General features: G+C 42.2%; 14 protein-coding genes. 9 read left to right on the forward strand and 5 right to left on the reverse strand.

Features of this window, described 5'->3' with window-relative positions; all coding sequences use genetic code 11:
• Positions 1–482: 482 nt before the first annotated feature.
• The 5 genes from ACP8HI_RS24455 (at position 483) to cydC (ending at position 7,206) form a co-directional block, all read left to right on the forward strand.
• Positions 483–965, forward strand: a complete 483-nt coding sequence (locus ACP8HI_RS24455) for a hypothetical protein (protein ID WP_438348708.1) — start codon at positions 483–485, stop codon at positions 963–965.
• 314 nt (positions 966–1,279) lie between these two features.
• Positions 1,280–2,680 (forward strand): cytochrome ubiquinol oxidase subunit I, encoded by a 1,401-nt coding sequence (locus ACP8HI_RS24460; RefSeq protein WP_438348709.1) that lies wholly within the window; start codon positions 1,280–1,282, stop codon positions 2,678–2,680.
• Entirely contained in the window at positions 2,667–3,683 is a 1,017-nt protein-coding gene (gene cydB / locus ACP8HI_RS24465) for a cytochrome d ubiquinol oxidase subunit II (RefSeq protein WP_438351976.1), read from the forward strand. Before ACP8HI_RS24460 ends, cydB begins: the two co-directional genes overlap by 14 nt.
• Positions 3,683–5,413, forward strand: coding sequence for a thiol reductant ABC exporter subunit CydD (gene cydD / locus ACP8HI_RS24470; protein WP_438348710.1), 1,731 nt, complete (start codon positions 3,683–3,685; stop codon positions 5,411–5,413). Before cydB ends, cydD begins: the two co-directional genes overlap by 1 nt.
• A complete protein-coding gene (gene cydC / locus ACP8HI_RS24475) occupies positions 5,410–7,206 on the forward strand; it encodes a thiol reductant ABC exporter subunit CydC (protein ID WP_438348711.1) in 1,797 nt (598 codons plus the stop codon). Before cydD ends, cydC begins: the two co-directional genes overlap by 4 nt.
• 82 nt (positions 7,207–7,288) lie before the next feature.
• On the opposite strand, the gene fumC is transcribed toward cydC, so the two are convergent.
• On the reverse strand, positions 7,289–8,680 hold the full coding sequence (gene fumC, locus ACP8HI_RS24480) for a class II fumarate hydratase (protein ID WP_438348712.1): 1,392 nt from the start codon (positions 8,678–8,680) through the stop codon (positions 7,289–7,291).
• 234 nt (positions 8,681–8,914) lie between these two features.
• Between fumC and ACP8HI_RS24485 the strand changes: the two genes are divergently transcribed.
• Both ACP8HI_RS24485 and ACP8HI_RS24490 read left to right on the forward strand, forming a co-directional pair.
• The gene (locus tag ACP8HI_RS24485; protein ID WP_438348713.1) at positions 8,915–9,847 is read left to right on the forward strand and encodes an alpha/beta hydrolase; all 933 of its coding nucleotides are present in this window, start codon (positions 8,915–8,917) and stop codon (positions 9,845–9,847) included.
• A gap of 181 nt (positions 9,848–10,028) precedes the next feature.
• Positions 10,029–10,610 (forward strand): hypothetical protein, encoded by a 582-nt coding sequence (locus tag ACP8HI_RS24490; RefSeq protein WP_438348714.1) that lies wholly within the window; start codon positions 10,029–10,031, stop codon positions 10,608–10,610.
• A gap of 328 nt (positions 10,611–10,938) precedes the next feature.
• On the opposite strand, the gene ACP8HI_RS24495 is transcribed toward ACP8HI_RS24490, so the two are convergent.
• The 3 genes from ACP8HI_RS24495 to ACP8HI_RS24505 are packed head-to-tail and all read right to left on the reverse strand — an operon-like array spanning position 10,939 to position 15,036.
• Positions 10,939–12,732 (reverse strand): ABC transporter ATP-binding protein, encoded by a 1,794-nt coding sequence (locus ACP8HI_RS24495; RefSeq protein ID WP_438351977.1) that lies wholly within the window; start codon positions 12,730–12,732, stop codon positions 10,939–10,941.
• A gap of 40 nt (positions 12,733–12,772) precedes the next feature.
• The gene (locus ACP8HI_RS24500; RefSeq protein ID WP_438348715.1) at positions 12,773–14,518 is read right to left on the reverse strand and encodes an ABC transporter ATP-binding protein; all 1,746 of its coding nucleotides are present in this window, start codon (positions 14,516–14,518) and stop codon (positions 12,773–12,775) included.
• A gap of 11 nt (positions 14,519–14,529) precedes the next feature.
• Positions 14,530–15,036 (reverse strand): hypothetical protein, encoded by a 507-nt coding sequence (locus ACP8HI_RS24505; protein WP_438348716.1) that lies wholly within the window; start codon positions 15,034–15,036, stop codon positions 14,530–14,532.
• 217 nt (positions 15,037–15,253) lie between these two features.
• Here ACP8HI_RS24505 and ACP8HI_RS24510 point away from each other — a divergent pair, with 217 nt between their 5' ends.
• Positions 15,254–16,312 carry a LacI family DNA-binding transcriptional regulator gene (locus ACP8HI_RS24510; protein ID WP_438348717.1) on the forward strand — a complete coding sequence of 353 codons (1,059 nt, stop codon included), beginning with the start codon at positions 15,254–15,256 and terminating at the stop codon, positions 16,310–16,312.
• Between the two features lie 61 nt (positions 16,313–16,373).
• Positions 16,374–17,411 carry a S66 family peptidase gene (locus tag ACP8HI_RS24515; protein WP_438348718.1) on the forward strand — a complete coding sequence of 346 codons (1,038 nt, stop codon included), beginning with the start codon at positions 16,374–16,376 and terminating at the stop codon, positions 17,409–17,411.
• Between the two features lie 110 nt (positions 17,412–17,521).
• On the opposite strand, the gene ACP8HI_RS24520 is transcribed toward ACP8HI_RS24515, so the two are convergent.
• Positions 17,522–18,952 carry a PLP-dependent aminotransferase family protein gene (locus ACP8HI_RS24520; protein ID WP_438348719.1) on the reverse strand — a complete coding sequence of 477 codons (1,431 nt, stop codon included), beginning with the start codon at positions 18,950–18,952 and terminating at the stop codon, positions 17,522–17,524.
• Positions 18,953–18,978 lie beyond the last annotated feature (26 nt).

Below are 18,978 nucleotides of genomic sequence, written 5' to 3' on the forward strand. Positions count from 1 at the left end.
CATTAATGGCTTTGGGTATACCTTCCCTTTTGGAAACTTCCCGATCCTATATAATTGCAGCGTTCGAAGATATATTAAATGTACAATTCGCAGCATTATGGTTAATTAGATTGGACATATGTTCAATAGTTAATGAAAAAAGAAATGAAATAAATAATTTGAAAGGATATTTATAGCATGTATAGAAATGATATACTAGTAGATATGTATTTATCAGAGAGGAGTGATTGTTAAGGAAATTATACGGACTAGAATGTAGCAAAGCAGAAGATGCTGTTGATTTCAAGTATGATACATAAACCTGATATATTGAAGGATCTGATTAATAATGTGCCGATTGGTTTAACTCTTACCATGACTATCTTCGTTGTTACTAGAATCGACCTATCAAGGATAGGTACAGCTTCCTATTTCACCCTTTTGATTATCTGTGAAGGAAGTAGTACATTTAGTTAGATATTAGTTAGGAGGTTCGGAATATAATGTATTATGAAGACAGTGAGAATCTGACTATTATGACATATACACTCAATAGTGGTATTAAAGGGACAGTTCCTTTATCGAATAAACAGATTCAAGAGTGGATAGAAAGCTACAGATCGAATACGAAATTCATAACAGCGATTGGTAAAGAATTTTTCGGGCTTAATCCGGACCTTGTCGCAGATTTCAAGGTGCAGAATCGTTTCTCTAACTATGTGGAAGTGATCCGACCTATATCCGTTGTTGATCAAGAGAAGAATGACGAGCTTTCTCAAGCTTATGAAGAGAATCTTGTATTCTTTAAGGTGGACTGCAAATGTGGAACGACTTATACAACATACTCACAATACTATACAACGAAGTGGTTCTGTTCGAAGTGTAAAGAGATTGTATTTATGGATAAGAAGAAAGGGAAGGTTCCAACGGATAAAGGTGAGGCTTGGTATATGACGAATAAGTATTTTGTGGAACGGGAAGCGTAAAGCCCAAGTTTCACTTGATAGTCTATTCCATATGTTTCCGCAGAGACGGGTACCGTCCTTGAATAAGGACGGCATAGCCGTCTCTATTTGATTCTACTTATTTGCAACATAAGCATGTAAAATATATATAATCTAAGTTATATTTATGCGATATGGCTGAAATTACGTTTAAATTTTATATATTGTGTGACAAACTTCACAATGTTGGTGTTTTTCGTCATTGAGTGTGATAAATATCACATGTACTTTGGGAAGGGTCTGACAAAATATAAAGATATGAAAAATGTCATTATCAAGGAAGAGGGATAATAATCATGGATCCGGTCATGCTCTCACGCATCCAATTTGCGTCAACAACGCTGTTTCACTTTATTTTTGTACCATTGTCCATAGGATTAGCATTGATGATCGCCATTATGGAAACAATGTATGTAATCAAAGGGAAAGAAGAATATAAGAAAATGGCTAAATTCTGGGGCCATTTGTTTCTCATCAACTTTGCTGTCGGTATCGTAACAGGAATACTACAAGAATTTCAATTCGGAATGAACTGGTCTGATTATTCGAGATTTGTAGGGGATGTGTTCGGGGCGCCACTAGCAATCGAAGCATTACTGGCCTTTTTCCTAGAGTCCACATTTCTTGGAATATGGATTTTTGGATGGGACCGTTTGTCTAAGAAACTTCACTTGGCGTGTATTTGGTTAGTATCTTTGGGGACCATCATGTCCGCTGTATGGATTCTAATAGCGAACTCCTTTATGCAGAGGCCCGTTGGATTCGAGATTAATAATGGTCGAGCCGAGATGAACGATTTCTTTGCTTTGATTACGAACGGACAGGCATTAGTGGAGATCCCACATACCGTTCTAGCCGCATTTATGACAGGGGCCTTCTTTGTAACAGGTGTCAGCGCCTATAAAATGTTGAAACGTCAAGATTTTCAGTTTTTCAAGAAGTCTTTCATTATTGCTATTATCGTAGGATTGGTATCGTCGATTGGCGTTGCGCTTGTAGGACATAGTCAAGCACAATATCTAGTAGAGACTCAACCGATGAAGATGGCGGCTTCGGAAGCGCTATGGGACACAAGCTCCGATCCAGCTCCTTGGACGGTCTTTGCGACAATAGATCCGAAGAAAAAAGAGAATGGTATGAGTTTTCAAATTCCATATTTGCTTAGTTTCTTATCTTATAGTAAGTTCTCTGGCGAAGTGGTTGGGATGAATCAGTTACAAGCAGAGTATGAAGAGAAATATGGTCCAGGGGATTATATTCCACCTGTACGAACGACGTTCTGGAGCTTCCGGATCATGGTAGCAAGCGGATCTGTACTCATACTTCTAAGTATGTATGGTGTCTATTTGGTAGCTCGTAAGAAGCTAGAACAGACTAACAAATGGTTTATGCGTATAATGATATGGTCCATTTCATTACCTTTTATCGCGAACTCAGCAGGTTGGATTATGACGGAGATGGGTCGCCAACCCTGGACTGTATTTGGATTATTTAAGACAGAAGATAGTATTTCTCCTAACGTATCGGCAGGACAAATTTTATTCTCATTAATTACTTTCTCACTTGCTTACACTGTGTTAGCCATCATCTTAGTATACTTGTTTGTTCGTGTGATTAAGAAGGGGCCGAATGATTCGGGTACCCCTGAGGAAGAATCTCACGACCCATTTGATAAGGAGGTTAATCATGTCTCTTAATGAGTTGTGGTTCTTGTTGATTGCCGTATTATTCGTTGGATTTTTCTTCTTGGAGGGCTTCGACTTTGGTGTTGGTATGTCAACAGCGGTTCTAGCTAAGAATGATTCGGAGCGTCGCGTATTGATTAATTCAATTGGTCCTTTCTGGGATGCAAACGAAGTATGGCTGATTACAGCAGGGGGCGCGATGTTCGCGGCCTTCCCGCATTGGTATGCTACGTTATTTAGTGGATTCTATACTGCGCTTGTGTTTGTTTTATTAGCTTTGATTGGTCGCGGTGTAGCGTTCGAATTCAGAGGTAAAGTAGCTTCTGAAACATGGAAGAAAACATGGGACGTTGTTATTTTCTTCGGTAGCTTACTTCCACCGCTGTTGTTCGGAGTTGTATTCGCTTGTCTTATACAAGGCGTTCCTATCGGTGAAGATATGAATATGAATGCAGGATTCTCTGATATTGTGAATGGCTATACCTTACTGGGGGGAATCACGGTAGTTGTTCTTTGTCTAGTACATGGTCTCATGTTTACTACTTTAAGAGTGTTAGGTGATTTACAGGACAGAGCACGTGCGATGGCTAAGAAGTTACTGATTCCACTCGCTGTATTACTAGTCGGGTTCGCTGTGATGACGTATTTTGTGACAGATATATTTGAAGTTCGTGGTGGTATTCTGAGTGTTACTGCGATTGTAGGAGTGATCGTGTACTTCTTGGCTGGATATTTCATTTCCCGCAAAAGAGACGGTTGGGCTTTCGGCATGACAGGTGCGGTAATCATAGTATCATTCGCTTCCATATTTATTGGGTTGTTCCCAAGGGTTATGATCAGTTCGATTAGTGATTCCTTTAGTTTGACAATTACAAACGCTGCTTCAGGACAATATTCATTAAAGGTCATGTCCATCATTGCGCTTACCTTGCTTCCGTTTGTACTTGGATATCAAATTTGGAGTTACTATATATTCAGTAAACGAGTAAATGCGAAAGATCATTTGGAATACTAATGGGTCGAAACTTATTAGGATTCAAAGGCATTAAACCCGTCCTTGTAGCGGTAGCACTGCTGACCTTAGTGCAAAGTATATCCATACTGTGGATGGCAAGGGCGTTGTCGGAAGTAGTCTCTGCCCTTTTTGCTGGAGAAGCGCTACAGGATCAGAATAATGGCATATTTATATTTCTGATATCATTTATGGTTCGACATGTCGTAAATTTCTTGCAACAAAAAATAACGTACCGGTATGCTGAGCATACGGGTGCGTTATTGCGTAAACAGCTAATGGACAAGCTATTCCAGCTTGGTCCACGGTTCGCCAAGAAGGAAGGAACAGGGAAGCTGGTTACACTTATTCTGGATGGCGTTCTCAAGTTCAAAGTGTATCTGGAACTGATTATTCCGCGAACGGTCGCAACGGCAGTTATACCGGCGGTCATCTTTATTTATGTGTTTACACAGGATATCAAGTCCGCGATTATTCTCTTAGTTACTATGCCGATACTTATCGTTTTTATGATTCTTATCGGTCTTTCATCGCGCAAGCAAGTGGACAGTCAGATGGATTCCTATCGCAATTTAGCCAATCACTTTGTGGATTCATTACGTGGACTAGAGACTTTGAAATATTTAGGACGTAGTAAATCTCATATCAGTACGATTGGGAAAGTGAGTGATAAGTACAGAAAAGCTACAATGCGAACTTTGCGGGTCGCTTTTCTCTCTTCATTCGCTTTAGACTTCTTTACGATGTTATCCGTAGCATCCGTAGCGGTTGGTCTAGGTCTCCGTTTGATAAATGGAGATATAATGCTCGTAACAGCGTTGACGATCCTAATTCTAGCTCCTGAGTACTTCCTACCTGTTCGTATGGTGGGATCGGATTACCACGCCACCTTGAATGGTAAAGAAGCAGGAGAAGCAATCCAAGCGATTATAGATATGCCGATACAGAAGATGGACGTAACTCTACCCGCTGGATTCTCGTATTCTTGGAGATCGGATAGTCAAATCACGTTATCTCATGTTCAGGTGCAGCACGAAGAGGAGGGACCCCATTCTTTACAGGATGTGACCTTGCATATTCAAGGAATGAAGAAGATTGGAATCATTGGTGAAAGTGGTGCGGGTAAATCCACATTGATTGATGTTCTAAGTGGCTTCCTACAGCCTTCATCAGGTGATGTAGTATTGAACGGGCAACGACTTCCGGCACTAACAGATGAGGCGTGGCAGAATCAGATGACGTATATACCACAGAATCCATACTTGTTCAGCAGTAGTCTTGCAGACAATGTGAAGTTCTACACGCCAGAGGCAAGTCAATCGCAAGTGGAGCAAGCGGTTATGAACGCAGGTCTATCAGATCTTGTGAAGGACTTAAGCGATGGATATGACGAGATTATTGGTGGTGGAGGTCGTGATTTGAGTGGTGGGCAAGCGCAAAGAGTGGCGCTTGCACGAGCGTTCCTCAGTGATCGCCCCGTTATTCTATTAGATGAGCCGACAGCGCATTTGGACATTGAGACGGAGTATGAGTTGAAGAAGACGATGCTCTCCCTTTTTGAAGGGAAATTAGTGTTCCTAGCAACTCACCGACTACACTGGATGCCGGACATGGATCAGATTATTGTGATGGATCAAGGTAAGGTGGCTGAGATCGGTACTCACGAGGAGTTACTTGCCTGCAAGGGCGTGTATTATACATTAATTAAATCACAACTGGAGGGTGTGCTATGAGACGAGAACAATGGCTGCGGCCTTATATCACTTCATACTTCTGGCGTTTCGTAGTGATTGTTATACTGGGTGCCCTGACGGTATTTACGGCGAGTAGTCTGATGTTCTCGTCAGGGTATCTTATCTCTAAGTCTGCACTTCGTCCGGAAAATATCTTGATGGTGTATGTGCAGATCGTCATCGTAAGAACCTTTGGTACGAGTAGATCTGTGGTTCATTATGTGGAACGTCTCGTTGGACACGATACGATTCTAAGGATTTTATCGAAGATGCGTGTACAGTTGTATCGTATTCTAGAACCACAAGCGCTATTTATTTCATCACGCTTTCGAACAGGGGATATTCTAGGTATTATTGCAGAGGATATTGAGAAGTTACAGGATGTGTACCTACGTACTATTTTCCCAAGTCTAGTAGCTTTGTTGTTGTATACGATATCGATAACGGCATTGGGGCAATTCGATGTGCAATTTGCATTGTTCATGGCGTTGTATCTGCTCATTCTTATCTTGGTTCTACCATGGATCTCTCTGTGGCTGACGAAGAAGAAGAACAAGCAGTCGCAGCAGAAGCGCGGTCGCTTGTATCAGACGCTGACGGATGCTGTGCTGGGTATGAGTGATTGGGTGATCAGTGGTAGACCAGCTCAATTCATCAATCTCTATGAGAATGATGAATTAGAAGTAGCGAATATTGATCGTAAGCTAAGCGCTTGGGCGAGATGGAGAAATCTGATTGGGCAAGCTACGGTGGGTATCGTTGTTGTAAGCGTGTTGTACTGGGCAGGACAGCAATACGCAGATGGCATGATTGCTTCGACTATGATCGCTGCGTTTGTACTTGTGATCTTCCCATTAATGGATTCATTCCTCCCAATCTCTGAGGCTGTTGAGAAAGTCCCGCGTTATCAAGGTTCCTTTGCCCGATTGACGGAGATTGGCGATGCAGGTGAAGAGGTTAAGGCTAGAGTTAAGCATGATTCTGCTGGAGCTAATGAATCCACTCAGATGGAGATGGTTAGCGAGGAAGTTATGAATCAGGCAAGAAATGACGCGTATATTAAGATTGATCATGCCTCTTATCGTTATGATAAGGAGGGAGCGTGGTCTTTCCATGACATCACGCTAGATATTCCGCAAGGAAAGAAAGTAGCTATTATAGGGCGGAGTGGCGCAGGGAAGTCAACATTGCTGAAGTTGATCCAAGGAGCTATCGCACCTGAACAGGGTAGTGCAACCATTAAGGGGAACGATGCTAGCCTGTATGGAGAACATATACCTAGTCTCATAGCTGTATTGAACCAGAACCCACATTTGTTCGATACATCTGTAACGAATAATATACGACTCGGAAAACTCGATGCCTCTGATGAAGAGATTCGTGAAGTAGCTAAGAAAGTGAAGATGGATGAACTTATTGAATCTCTTCCAAAAGGCTACAAGACAGCCATGCATGAGACGGGCCAACGATTCTCTGGTGGTGAACGTCAACGGATCGCGTTAGCTCGTGTTCTGCTACAAGATACACCTGTTGTCATTCTAGATGAACCAACGGTGGGCCTCGATCCTCGAACGGAGAATGAACTGCTCTCTACGATATTTGAGACGCTTACAGGTAAATCGCTTGTATGGGTAACTCATCATTTAGTAGGTGCGGAGCATATGGATGAGATCATTTTTATGGAACACGGGAAGATTGAAATGAGAGGTTCCCATGTGGAACTCATGGAGAAATATCCACGGTACCGTAATCTGTATCATCTCGATCGCCCGAAGAGTTTCTTTGAAGCATAATAGGTCATTAGAAAAGGTGCTTTCCCAAATGGGAAGGCACCCTTTGTGTTGTCAGGAAGTGAGGTCATGTAGATCGACAGATCTAGTCTTCCTTCGGATGAATCATTTGTTCTGGTCGCACAATCTCATCGAACTGTGCTTCCGTTAATAGATTGCTTCGCAAAGCAGCCTCTTTAAGTGTGAGACCCTCTTTATGAGCAAGCTTAGCAACAGCAGCTGCATTCTCATATCCAATATGCGGATTAAGGGCGGTAACGAGCATAAGTGATTGATTTAGATTACGCTCAATGATGGCATAATTCGGTTCAATCCCAATGGCGCAATGATCGTTGAATGATCTAATGGCATCTGCCAAAAGTTCCGCGGATTGAAGGAAGTTATAAATAATGACAGGCTTGAACACATTCAATTCGAAGTTCCCTTGGCTTGCTGCGAATCCGATAGCTGCATCGTTACCCATCACTTGGCATACGACCATAGTTAAGGCTTCACTTTGCGTTGGATTCACTTTACCCGGCATAATGGAACTTCCAGGTTCATTCGCCGGAATAATCAGTTCTCCGATTCCACACCGTGGACCACTGGCTAACCATCTTACATCGTTGGCGATTTTCATGAGATCTGCGGCAAGCGCTTTCAGTGCACCGTGAACATAGACGAGTTCATCATGGCTCGTAAGGGAATGAAATTTGTTACTTGCTGAAGTGAAGGTTTTACCTGTTATGCTACTGATTTCCTCAGCGACCATGTCACCAAATTTAGGATGGGCATTAATTCCTGTTCCAACCGCTGTTCCACCAATGGCAAGTTCACGAACATACTCGACACTACTTTGAATCATTGTCTCGGTCTTCTCAAGCATACGGTGCCAACCACTAACTTCTTGACCTAAGGTTATAGGAGTGGCATCCTGCAAATGCGTTCTTCCAATTTTGATAATGTCTTGGAATTGTTCCGTTTTGAGACGGAATGTCTCTTTTAGCAGTGCCACAGCAGGCAGTAATTGATCTTCAATTGCGATCAGTGCAGCCATGTGCATCGCTGTTGGGAACGTATCATTAGAACTTTGTGATTTGTTGACATCATCGTTAGGATGAATGCGCACTGTACTATCTTTAAGATCCAGAAGTTGGTTCGCACGGTTCGCAATGACCTCGTTAACATTCATATTGGACTGAGTACCGCTGCCTGTCTGCCAGACGGCAAGAGGAAAGTGTCCATCGAGTTTACCTTCGATAATCTCGTTAGCGGCCTCGATGATTGCATCCACCTTGATTGGGTCCATTTTACCTAGCTTACCATTGGTGATTGCTGCACTTTTCTTTAGAATAGCGAATACCCGAATAAGATCCATAGGCATTTTTTCTGTACCAATTTGAAAGTTCTCAAAACTTCGTTGAGTCTGCGCAGCCCATAGCTTGTCCGCAGGCACTTTTATTTCCCCAATTGTATCTTTCTCGATTCTGTATTCCATCTGCACGTCGTCCTCCTCCATCATAATCATTCCTACATAGGCAATATATCATAATTGGGGGGTGAAATGGAAAAGCCATTTCATCATAGAATGGAGAAACTGCTGAATGGACACCATATAACAAGAAACGGATGCGCAGGTTTTTATTGAAATATGATGTCTATATTGTCATTGGGTCGGGTATTGTAGTATTTTAGAAGTAATCCGTAATGGAAAAGGAGAGAGAATCGACAAATGAAGACTGCAATGATTGTAATGATGGCTGTCGTTATCGTACTGATGCTGGTTCTTATAGCAGCAAGCCTTTACTTATACAAAATAAGCATTTTACGTAGCAAAAAGGATTTCCTAAACGTCGATCCTAACTTGATCAAAACAACCCATCCGTGGGAAACGTCAACAGATTGGTTGCAAGAACAACCTATGGAGACGATTCAAATTCAATCGGATGATAGATTGCAGCTAACAGGCTATTATGTTCCAGCGCAAACGGATAGCGATAAGGTAGTTATTCTGGCACATGGATATTCAGGGCAAGGTAGAGACATGTCGAACTTCGCCAAAATGTACCAAGGATTAGGATATCATGTGCTGATGCCTGACGATAGGGGACATGGTCAGAGCGAGGGGAATTACATTGGTTTCGGTTGGCATGATCGCAAGGATTACCTCAAATGGATTGATTATATTATCAAAAGAGAGGGAGAAAATTCGCAGATTATTCTTCATGGGATCTCCATGGGCGGATCGACAGTGCTGATGGCCAGTGGGGAACCGTTGCCAGAACAGGTGAAATGTATCGTTTCTGATTGTGCGTATACTTCGGTTAAAGACATTCTAACATATCAATTAAAAACGATGTATAAGCTACCTGCATTCCCGCTGATTCCGTTGACGAGTCTAGTATGTAGATTGAAGGCGGGGTATTTCTTTGGAGAAGCGTCTGCCTTAGATCAGGTAAGTCGATCGAAACTTCCGATCCTATTCATTCATGGCGACGAGGATAAGTTCGTTCCTTATGATATGGTGCATCGATTGTATGCCGCCGCAGGCAGTGAGAAGGAATTGCTATCCGTTCCTAATGCACAGCATGGCAATGCCTATTTTGCAGATAAAGAAGGGTATGGTAACAAGTTAACGACATTTGTGAGTCGGTATGTGTTCTGAACAAAAGAGTGTTCGTGATTCATGATGGATATCATGAAATACGAACACTCTTTTATTACGTTTACTAATACTAAACATTTTGAATAAATATACGTTTAATAATATGTGAACATCAATATATGAAATTCAGGAAGTGAATAATCGAATGTGCATCGACATGCGTAAAGGGAGGTGGTAACGAATGAAGAGAAAGACGCTAATTGGAATAATAATGGGGTTAGGCATTGCAATTATTGGATATACATATGCAGATCATATTATCGAGCAAGCTGAAGGTGTAACAGCTAATCATCAAATATTTTATAGTTATAATGAACTTGCTGAACAAGCTGACGTTATTGTAGAAATCACAGCTTTAGATAAATCTTCAAATTTTTTAAAGGGTAATGCGGACTTACAAATAGGTCATACGGTGTCTGAAGTTAAAGTTAATCAAGTTTTTGGAAATCCAAGTGATAAAGAAGTTGGAAGTATTATTGATGTCTTGGAGCCAACATATACTATAAATAACAAAGGGATTGCTCCTGGTGTTACTAGGTATAACTATGGTAGATATACTCCTATGAAAGGCGGATTAGAGTATGTTTTATTTCTAGCTTGGGATGATACTCAGAATGCTTATTGGATTATGTCTTTAGAACAAGGGAAGTATAACATTGATAAAAAGGATACGAAAGAATTATCAGCAGCCGGAAGTATGTCACAATATGAAGCATTGAAAGAAGATGTGATGAAAAAGCTATATGGGAAGGATAGGAAATAGCCCAGGCATTCTCTGCCGGGGCTTATTGTTGTTGAGTTATCAGAAATGATAATGTTGGGGAGTAGAAGCGAATGGAGCAGTTGCAGAATGTACACTTATTTAGAAGGAAAGGGAGGCTATGCAAGAAATAGTTGCAAAAAATACAGTTAAAATCAGGGAAATACTGAAAAGTCTAGGTTTTCAGTAATATAGATGTACTTTTTGCAGCTAAAGTAGTAGTAGTGGGAATAAGGATGAATTTAAGTGTACTTTGTGCAACTGTGTTGGAATCGGAGCAGCATTCTACATCCATGTTTGTCAGCACTAGTTATGGTCTCGAGCCTCTATGTTACACAACTCTCCGGAATTGACTCGAATACAGTTCGTAATAGAACCCTTCGGCAGCGAGGAGTTGCTCGTGGTTGCCGCGTTCAATTATTCTTCCACCATTCATGACCAATATTTGATCTGCATCCTGAATGGTGCTTAGACGATGGGCAATTACGAAGCTGGTTCTTCCCTTCATTAAATTCTTCATGGCTTCTTGAATATGCATCTCTGTTCGGGTATCCACGCTACTAGTTGCTTCATCGAGGATGAGTACGGACGGATTGGCTAGGATAGCTCTGGCAATGGTAAGTAGTTGGCGTTGTCCATGACTTAGATTGCTTCCTTCGGCCTGCAAGATCATATCGTAACCTTGGGGAAGCCGTGAAATGAAGCCATCGGCATTAGCCAGTTTAGCGGCTGTTTGAATCTCTTCATCCGTAGCGTCTAATCGACCAAAGCGGATATTGTCACGAATGCTGCCAGAGAATACATACGCATCTTGTAGAACCATACCCAGATTCGTACGAAGATGGTTCTTATCTATCTGGTGGATATCTAATCCATCGATAGTAATACTGCCTTCATCAATGTCATAGAATCGAGTCAATAAATTGACAATCGTCGTTTTCCCCGCACCTGTAGGTCCGACAAGAGCAATCTTCTGACCAGGATGAGCTACAAAAGATACCTGCTGTAGAATAGGTGAATCATGTCTATAACTGAAAGATACGTTATCAAATGTTACTTCACCATGCATATCATTGGAGAAGATGATTCCTTCGTCTTCTGTATATTCCGATTCTAATTCCAATATTTCGAATACACGCTCAGCACCAGCTACAGCCGATTGAATCAGATTATATTGATTGGCAAGCTCCGTAATAGGGCGTCCGAACTGTTTGGAATAGTTGAGGAAACTGACGATAACGCCAACCGTTGTTAAATCTTTAAATACCATCCAACCTCCAATAGCGGCGATGAGTGCGAAGTTGAGGTTATTGACAGCGTTCATGACTGGACCTACTAGGCCAGAGACAATCTGTGCTTTCGTACCCATTGTATTCAATTCTTGATTAATATCTTTGAATCGCTTGATCTCGGTAGCTTCGCGTCGATATAGCTTCACAACTTTTTGTCCTTGGATGGTCTCTTCAATGAATCCGTTTAGTTCTCCAAGATGCTTCTGTTGACCTTTGAAATATCTTCGTGTCAGGGTGGAGATCTGGCGCGTTGCGAAGAGAACGAGCGGAATCGTGATTAGACTGACTAAGGTTAATGAAAGATTCAGGCTTAACATAATGACGAGTGAACCCGAGAGGGTGATAATACTAGTGAGTAATTGGATAACGCTCTGATTAAGTGAATTAGAGACATTTTCGATATCATTCGTGGTTCGGCTCATCAGTTCCCCGGTGTTGTTGGTGTCGAAGAACTTTAGAGGCAACTGTTGATATTTTTCGAAAATATCATGTCTAAGCTCAAGCACAGTCCGCTGGGATACGCCACTCATAACATAGGACTGTACCCAAGATACGATGCTTCCAAGGATATAGATCGCTACCATCATCATGCACAGCCACATCAGACCGTTGTTGTCTTTGGGTATGATGTACTCATCTATGGCTTTACCAATGAGGTAGGGGCCGATGAGGGAGATGACCGCGCTTAAAAAGGTGGAAATATAGACAATGATGAGTCCGGTGCGTTGGCGTTGCAAATAGGTCCATAGTTTTTTGATCGTGGCACCTGTATTTTTAGGGCGTACTTTCGGAATAGCTCCCAATCCACCGGGGCCTCTTCCGGGCAACCCCATTCCGCCTCCCAATGGCTTAAAGGATGGATTAGAGTTTCGGTTAGTTGACTCGGACATGCGCATCATCCTCCTTCCACTGAGATCGATAAATATCCTGATAGATGGAGCTGTTCCGAAGAAGCTCATCATGGGTACCTTCGGCTGTAATTGTACCGTTATCATCAAGGATAAGTATGTGATCTGCATCGATGACGGATGAGATCCGTTGGGCAATAATAATGGTAGTCGTATGATCCATAAGCTCTCTGAGCGCTTTCTGTATTCGGGATTCAGTTCCTAAGTCTACGGCGCTGGTGCTATCATCTAGAATTAGAATAGTAGGACGCACGAGTAATGCTCTTGCTATGGAGATACGTTGTTTCTGGCCTCCAGATAGATTGACTCCTTTTTGACCGAGAACGGTGTTATATCCGTCGGGCATCTGTTGAATGAAATCATGGGCTTCGGCGGCTATGGCTGCGGCCTCAATCTCTGCTTGACCTGCCTCAGCATTGCCGAAGCTAATGTTATCGCGGATTGTGCCAGTGAACAGAATGGATTGCTGCAAAGCCATACCAATCTGAACTCTCAGATGATCTAATGGGATATCTTTAACGTCTGTTCCGTCAATAAGCACACTGCCACTAGTCGTATCGTATAAGCGGGGGATAAGACTGATCAGTGAAGACTTGCCGGAGCCAGTAGCACCAAGAATGGCTAGAGTCTGACCTGCTTCCGCTTGGAATGATATGTCTTGAAGTACGAGCTCTTCCTGTGCCGTGTCATAGGCAAAGGATACATTCTTAAATTGAATGTGACCGGAGTGAATGATAGCTTGCTTCGTATGGCTGTGGTCTGTAACCTCGCTGAGCGTCTCAAGCACCTCATTGATGCGTTCAGAAGATACTTTGGCACGAGATACGAAGGGCAGCAGATTGCTAATCATAAGCATAGAGAACAACAACTGGGTAACATAGTTAATAAAGGCGATTAAATCTCCTGTTGAAAGAGAACCGCCTCGGGTAAGTCCTCCACCATACCACAGTACCGCGACCACACTGGCATTTAGAATAAGCGTCATGATGGGCATGTTCAAAGCCATCAATCGTGCGGCTTTAATAGCGATATGAGTATAGTCCTCATTAGCTTTACCGAAACGTTTGCGTTCATGGTTCGCTCTGACAAATGCCTTCACAACCCGAATACCTGATAAATTCTCCTGAAGTACGCTATTCACACCATCGAGTTTAGATTGGACTTTAGTGAACAAAGGAAACGATCTCCGTATGAGAACGACTAATAAGATGAACAATAGCGGAGTGGCTACCGCTAGAATGAGCGTTAGTCTTGGGCTAATGGATAACGCCATAATGAAGCTCCCGGCAAATAGGAGTGGGGAACGAATGAAGCCACGCATAATCATTTGGACAAAAGTCTGCATCTGCATGACGTCATTCGTTAATCGAGTAATTAGTGAACCTGTTTTTATTTGATCAAGATTGCGGAAGGAGAAGGTCTGTACTTTCTCGAATAGGCTGTTTCGCAAATCTCTTCCGAAGTTCTGAGAAGCGATGCTAGAGAATATTGAACAACCAACACCTGCGATTGCACCAATGAGTGCGATTCCAATCATCATGAGTCCCGTCCGCTGGATATGAGCTAAGTCACCTTTCATGATTCCGTTATTAACAATGCTCGCCATCATCATGGGTTGTAATAGATCCATCCATACTTCAAGTACCATGCACAGAGGAGCTAGTAAACTTGATAGCCAGTAAGGCTTTAAATAAGATTTGAATTTCCACATAGAGATCTACCTCACGGATTCGTAGGATCATCAGATTCAATTTCGCGAAGCTCAAATAAATGAGTGAACTGTTGAATCATTTCATCGACTGCTTTTAATTCTCCACTAATGACTTGCTCAATGGATTTGAATTCCGGCTGTTGAAGTTGGTTCACCAAGGTGTCACGCTTCACTTGTAATTGTCTTAGAAAGATAATAATGCGGCCTCGACGAAAGGTCTTCGCACTTTGAATGTTCTTGTCATCTCGGTCTACAGGACGTGGAGCTAATCGATCCCCTGTATCACCATGACGCATGCTCTGGCGGTTCCGTTCAGAGTGAGCTATTGGACCTCCATGATGATCACGATCATCTCGATTTCTATGGCGACCATGAGCTCGCCCGCCTTCGCTTGAACCCCGACCTCCTGATGTCTCTGCTCGATCCAGATTATTGATTTCTCTTCGTTTACTATTGTGTGAAGGGGAGTCTAGTCCTTTATCTGAACTTATTCCTTGTGAGGTTGAACGACGTCGCATACTAATCCATCCTTTCATTTACGTTAATTGTATACAATCGTATACAGAATCGCTATGTATACAAATGTATACCGATAAATAAAAATTGTCAATACAATATGCGAAGTGGATACTTCTATATGATCCGCACTCTATATTTGTTATAATAATATTAATAATTAACGATAACAAAAGTGGATAAGTGCCAGCAGTTATTGATTAGAGGTGGAATACAGCGATGGCTAAAAAAATGACAATGCAACAAATTGCCGACCATTTGGGAGTGTCTAAATTTGTTGTTTCTAAAGCGTTATCTGGTAAAGGTGGAGTCAATGAGGCGACGAAAGAACGAGTTATTGAGGCCGCATCCCAGTTAGGATACTTTTCTCAGAAGAATGCCTATGTAAAGAAACCTGAGCGGAAGTTAGCGCACTCTAATAGTAAACAATCGGTTATTGTCCTGATGCCCAATATTCGATCACAAACACGAGAATCACTCTATTGGGGCAAGATTATGGAAGGAATCTCTTTGCAGCTGGAAGGGGAAGGCCTGGGAATGGTCATCATTTCAGAGCAGAGTGTGGATAGTGTCCTTGATATTTTGAATCCGAACGGTATATTAGGACTAATCGGTGTGGGACAGATTTCGACGCCTCTATTGCTTGAGATCCATCGAATCGGACTTCCCATTGTTCTAGTCGATCATGAAGATCCGTTGATTCCTTCGGATACTATATTTGTAAACAATGTTGATGCTATGACCCGGTTAACGAATCATTTAATGGGAACTGGACATCAGCAGTTGCAGTTCATTGGTAACGTACGGTTCTCGAGAAGTTTCAGAGATAGGTTTATTGGTTTTCGCTCCGCAATGGAGGAACAGGGACTGAAACTTCAAAAGGCAGGAGAAGCCATGGAGAACCTAATCGGACTTGAGGATGAACAATTTGAAGATGAAATACGATCTTGGTTGCTTAGCATGAAGAAGACCAGAACAATGCCGACGGTTCTAGTCTGTGCGAACGATTCTATAGCCCGGACGACCATGAAAGCCTTGATCGAACTAGGGTTGAATGTCCCGGATGAAGTCTCTGTCACTGGATTTGATAATATTGAGGTCGGCTACAGTGGACTTCCAACCCTGACTACCGTTCATGTACCGAAAGAGGCCATGGGGCGCCGTGCCGTAGAGAAGCTGCTTGAGCGATTGGTAAAACGAGATGAGCCTATGGAGAAGATTATGCTAGCGGGGGATGTAGTGTTTCGAGACTCGACTGCTGCAGTTAAAGTGAAATAGTTAAGTAGTAAGAATAAGCACATATCTTATAAGCAACTACGCTGTTCTATCGGAGGTCAGGATGAATAAACCCAAAAGGCTAATGCCGGGATCTAAAATTGCAATCATATCCCCATCCAATGGACTACCATATTTATTTTCGGATATCTATGAGCTAGGATTACAGAATCTCCAGCATATGATGGGGTTTGAAATCATTGAAATGCCTACAGCAAGAATGTCCCCTGATGAGTTATATAGAAATCCGCGATGGCGTGCGGACGACATCAACCAATGTTTTGAAGATGATCAAATTGATGGTATTATCACATCCATTGGTGGTTATGAATCGGTTAGAATATTACCGTATTTAGATACGGATGTCATTATGAACAACCCTAAATTCATTATGGGTTTTTCGGATGCGACGACCTTTTTGGCATACTTTAATATGTTAGGGATGATTACCTTTTACGGGCCTTCGGTTATGGCGGGGATTGCCCAGATGCAACATCTCCCTAATGGATATACGCAACACGTAAAGTCGATTTTGCTTGAAGATCGTTACCCATATGCGTATAGACCTTTTGCGGAGTGGACAAATGGCTACAAAGATTGGAGTAATCTAGATACATTAGGGGAATGTAGAGAATTCCATCATAACGAAGATGGATGGACTTTTATACAGGGAAACTCAACTGAAGTAGGATATGCATGGGGTGGATGTATTGAAGTTTTAGAGTTCATGAAGTCAACGAAGTACTGGCCGAGTGGATCCTTTTGGGATGATAAGATACTATTCTTCGAAACTTCAGAAGAGAAACCTACGCCAGAACAAGTTGGATACATGCTTCGCAATTATGGAATGCAAGGAATATTCCAGCAAATCAAAGGCGTGATCTTTGGTAGGGCCAAAGATTACTCGTATGAAGAGAAACAAGAATTGAATCAGATCCTACGAAGTGTCATCGGAGATGAATTCGGCGCTAACACGATCCCCATCGTAGTGGATGTAGACTTCGGGCATACGGATCCCAAATTCATTATCCCCTTGGGTGGATTACTGCAGCTAAGTGCTACAACAGGAGAAATTGTTCTTCTGGAAAGTCCATTTTCCTAAGTGGAAGTCAGAATGAACGAGATGAAAAGGCTTCGTTAGATATAACTGAACAAGAATAGTTTAGGAGTGCGCCATAGGCGTATTTTTTTTGCTTTAACTTAACGATATGTTCATGCTAATACCTGTGACCATGCCTTGTTCAATTGTTGAATGCCTCGTTCCATATCCTTCAGATCAATCCCCCCGAAGCCCATATAGATTCTAGGTTGAGATGTACTTGGAACGATCCCCACATGTTGTGAACCGTATACATGAACTCCCTCGAATAAGGCTAGTTCTATTAATCTGGTTGCACTGCAGTTGGTGTTCACGGTTAATTCAATGTGAAGCCCAGCGCTATCCCCTTGGATGTAAATATGATCTGAGAAATGTTGTTGGAGTAATTGCGTAAGCTTTTCATGCTTTTTCCGATAAACATGACGAATTCGTCGAATATGGCGAAACCAGTGACCACGCTCTATGAATAGACTCATGGCTAATTGGTCAATGCGTGATGGGCAAGAGAGGATATGTTCCATGGTATGAAGTCTCTCCATCAGATGGAGGGGGAGAACCATATAGTTCATGCGTAATGCAGGTGTGAATGCTTTTGAGAATGTACCCATGTAGATGACGACACCTTTGTGATCAAGTCCTTGAAGTGAGGGAATGGTTTTACCGGTATAACGAAATTCCCCATCGTAATCGTCCTCAATAATATAAGTATGATGGTTGTTTGCCCATTGAAGCATTTGCTGTCTTATGGAATAGGACAAGGGATTACCTGTAGGACGATGCGAGGGTGTAACGTATATGGCATCGATATTCTGACCTTCTAATCCAGTTATTGAAAGTTGATGGTCGTGAAGTGGGAAAGGAACGATGTGGCAACCATGTTGTGAGAAAAGATCTCCGACCTGAGCAATTCCATCCTGTTCGAAAGCAACAGTAATGGGCTGTCCTAAGAGTCGAGTGAGGATATGGATACTATAGGAGATACTCGAACCTATCACAATTTGATTGGGTGAGCATGATACGCCACGTGAATTTTTCAAATACTGTGTGAGTTGTAATCGTAAAGCATATTCCCCCTGAAGGTCTCCATATTGATGAATGCTACCTCCGTTTAGGGAAAGAGACTCTGTCAAGACGGACCTCCAAGCTTGAAGTGGAAATGAATTGCCGTCCACAGCTAAGAGATTGAAGTCAATCACTCCATCATTCTTGGAATGTGGGGCATCATGGGTTCTATGTAAGCGATGATCTAGGTTGGTGTTCTCATGCTCGGCAGCTTTGCGGAGTGTCAGGGATTGGGTTGATTGAGGATTAACCACATAGAGACCTGAACGAGGTTTACTAATCACATAGCCCTCTTCTAGCAACAGGTGATAGGCTGTTTCAATGGTTGTTTTGCTAAGAGAGGATTGCTGGCGTAGAGAACGGATAGAAGGCAACTTCGTACCATCTTTGATTTCATCATTTTGAATAAGACTGCGAATATGTCTATATAACTGCATATATAAAGGGCCGTGCTCATCTTTGGAAAGCATAATATCAAACATAGCAACCTCCATCTGACCCCTAATAA

This window comes from Paenibacillus sp. FA6, assembly GCF_051550225.1.
Taxonomy (GTDB): domain Bacteria; phylum Bacillota; class Bacilli; order Paenibacillales; family Paenibacillaceae; genus Paenibacillus_AQ.

Coding starts and splice junctions, on each gene's coding strand:
- cydD (WP_438348710.1), top strand. CDS start 3,683: ATGGGTCGAAACTTATTAGGATTCAAAGGCATTAAACCCGTCCTTGTA.
- ACP8HI_RS24495 (WP_438351977.1), bottom strand. CDS start 12,732: ATGGGGTTGCCCGGAAGAGGCCCCGGTGGATTGGGAGCTATTCCGAAA.
- ACP8HI_RS24460 (WP_438348709.1), top strand. CDS start 1,280: ATGGATCCGGTCATGCTCTCACGCATCCAATTTGCGTCAACAACGCTG.
- fumC (WP_438348712.1), bottom strand. CDS start 8,680: ATGGAATACAGAATCGAGAAAGATACAATTGGGGAAATAAAAGTGCCT.
- ACP8HI_RS24455 (WP_438348708.1), top strand. CDS start 483: ATGTATTATGAAGACAGTGAGAATCTGACTATTATGACATATACACTC.
- ACP8HI_RS24485 (WP_438348713.1), top strand. CDS start 8,915: ATGAAGACTGCAATGATTGTAATGATGGCTGTCGTTATCGTACTGATG.
- ACP8HI_RS24520 (WP_438348719.1), bottom strand. CDS start 18,952: ATGTTTGATATTATGCTTTCCAAAGATGAGCACGGCCCTTTATATATG.
- cydC (WP_438348711.1), top strand. CDS start 5,410: ATGAGACGAGAACAATGGCTGCGGCCTTATATCACTTCATACTTCTGG.
- ACP8HI_RS24500 (WP_438348715.1), bottom strand. CDS start 14,518: ATGTGGAAATTCAAATCTTATTTAAAGCCTTACTGGCTATCAAGTTTA.
- ACP8HI_RS24490 (WP_438348714.1), top strand. CDS start 10,029: ATGAAGAGAAAGACGCTAATTGGAATAATAATGGGGTTAGGCATTGCA.
- ACP8HI_RS24515 (WP_438348718.1), top strand. CDS start 16,374: ATGAATAAACCCAAAAGGCTAATGCCGGGATCTAAAATTGCAATCATA.
- ACP8HI_RS24510 (WP_438348717.1), top strand. CDS start 15,254: ATGGCTAAAAAAATGACAATGCAACAAATTGCCGACCATTTGGGAGTG.
- ACP8HI_RS24505 (WP_438348716.1), bottom strand. CDS start 15,036: ATGCGACGTCGTTCAACCTCACAAGGAATAAGTTCAGATAAAGGACTA.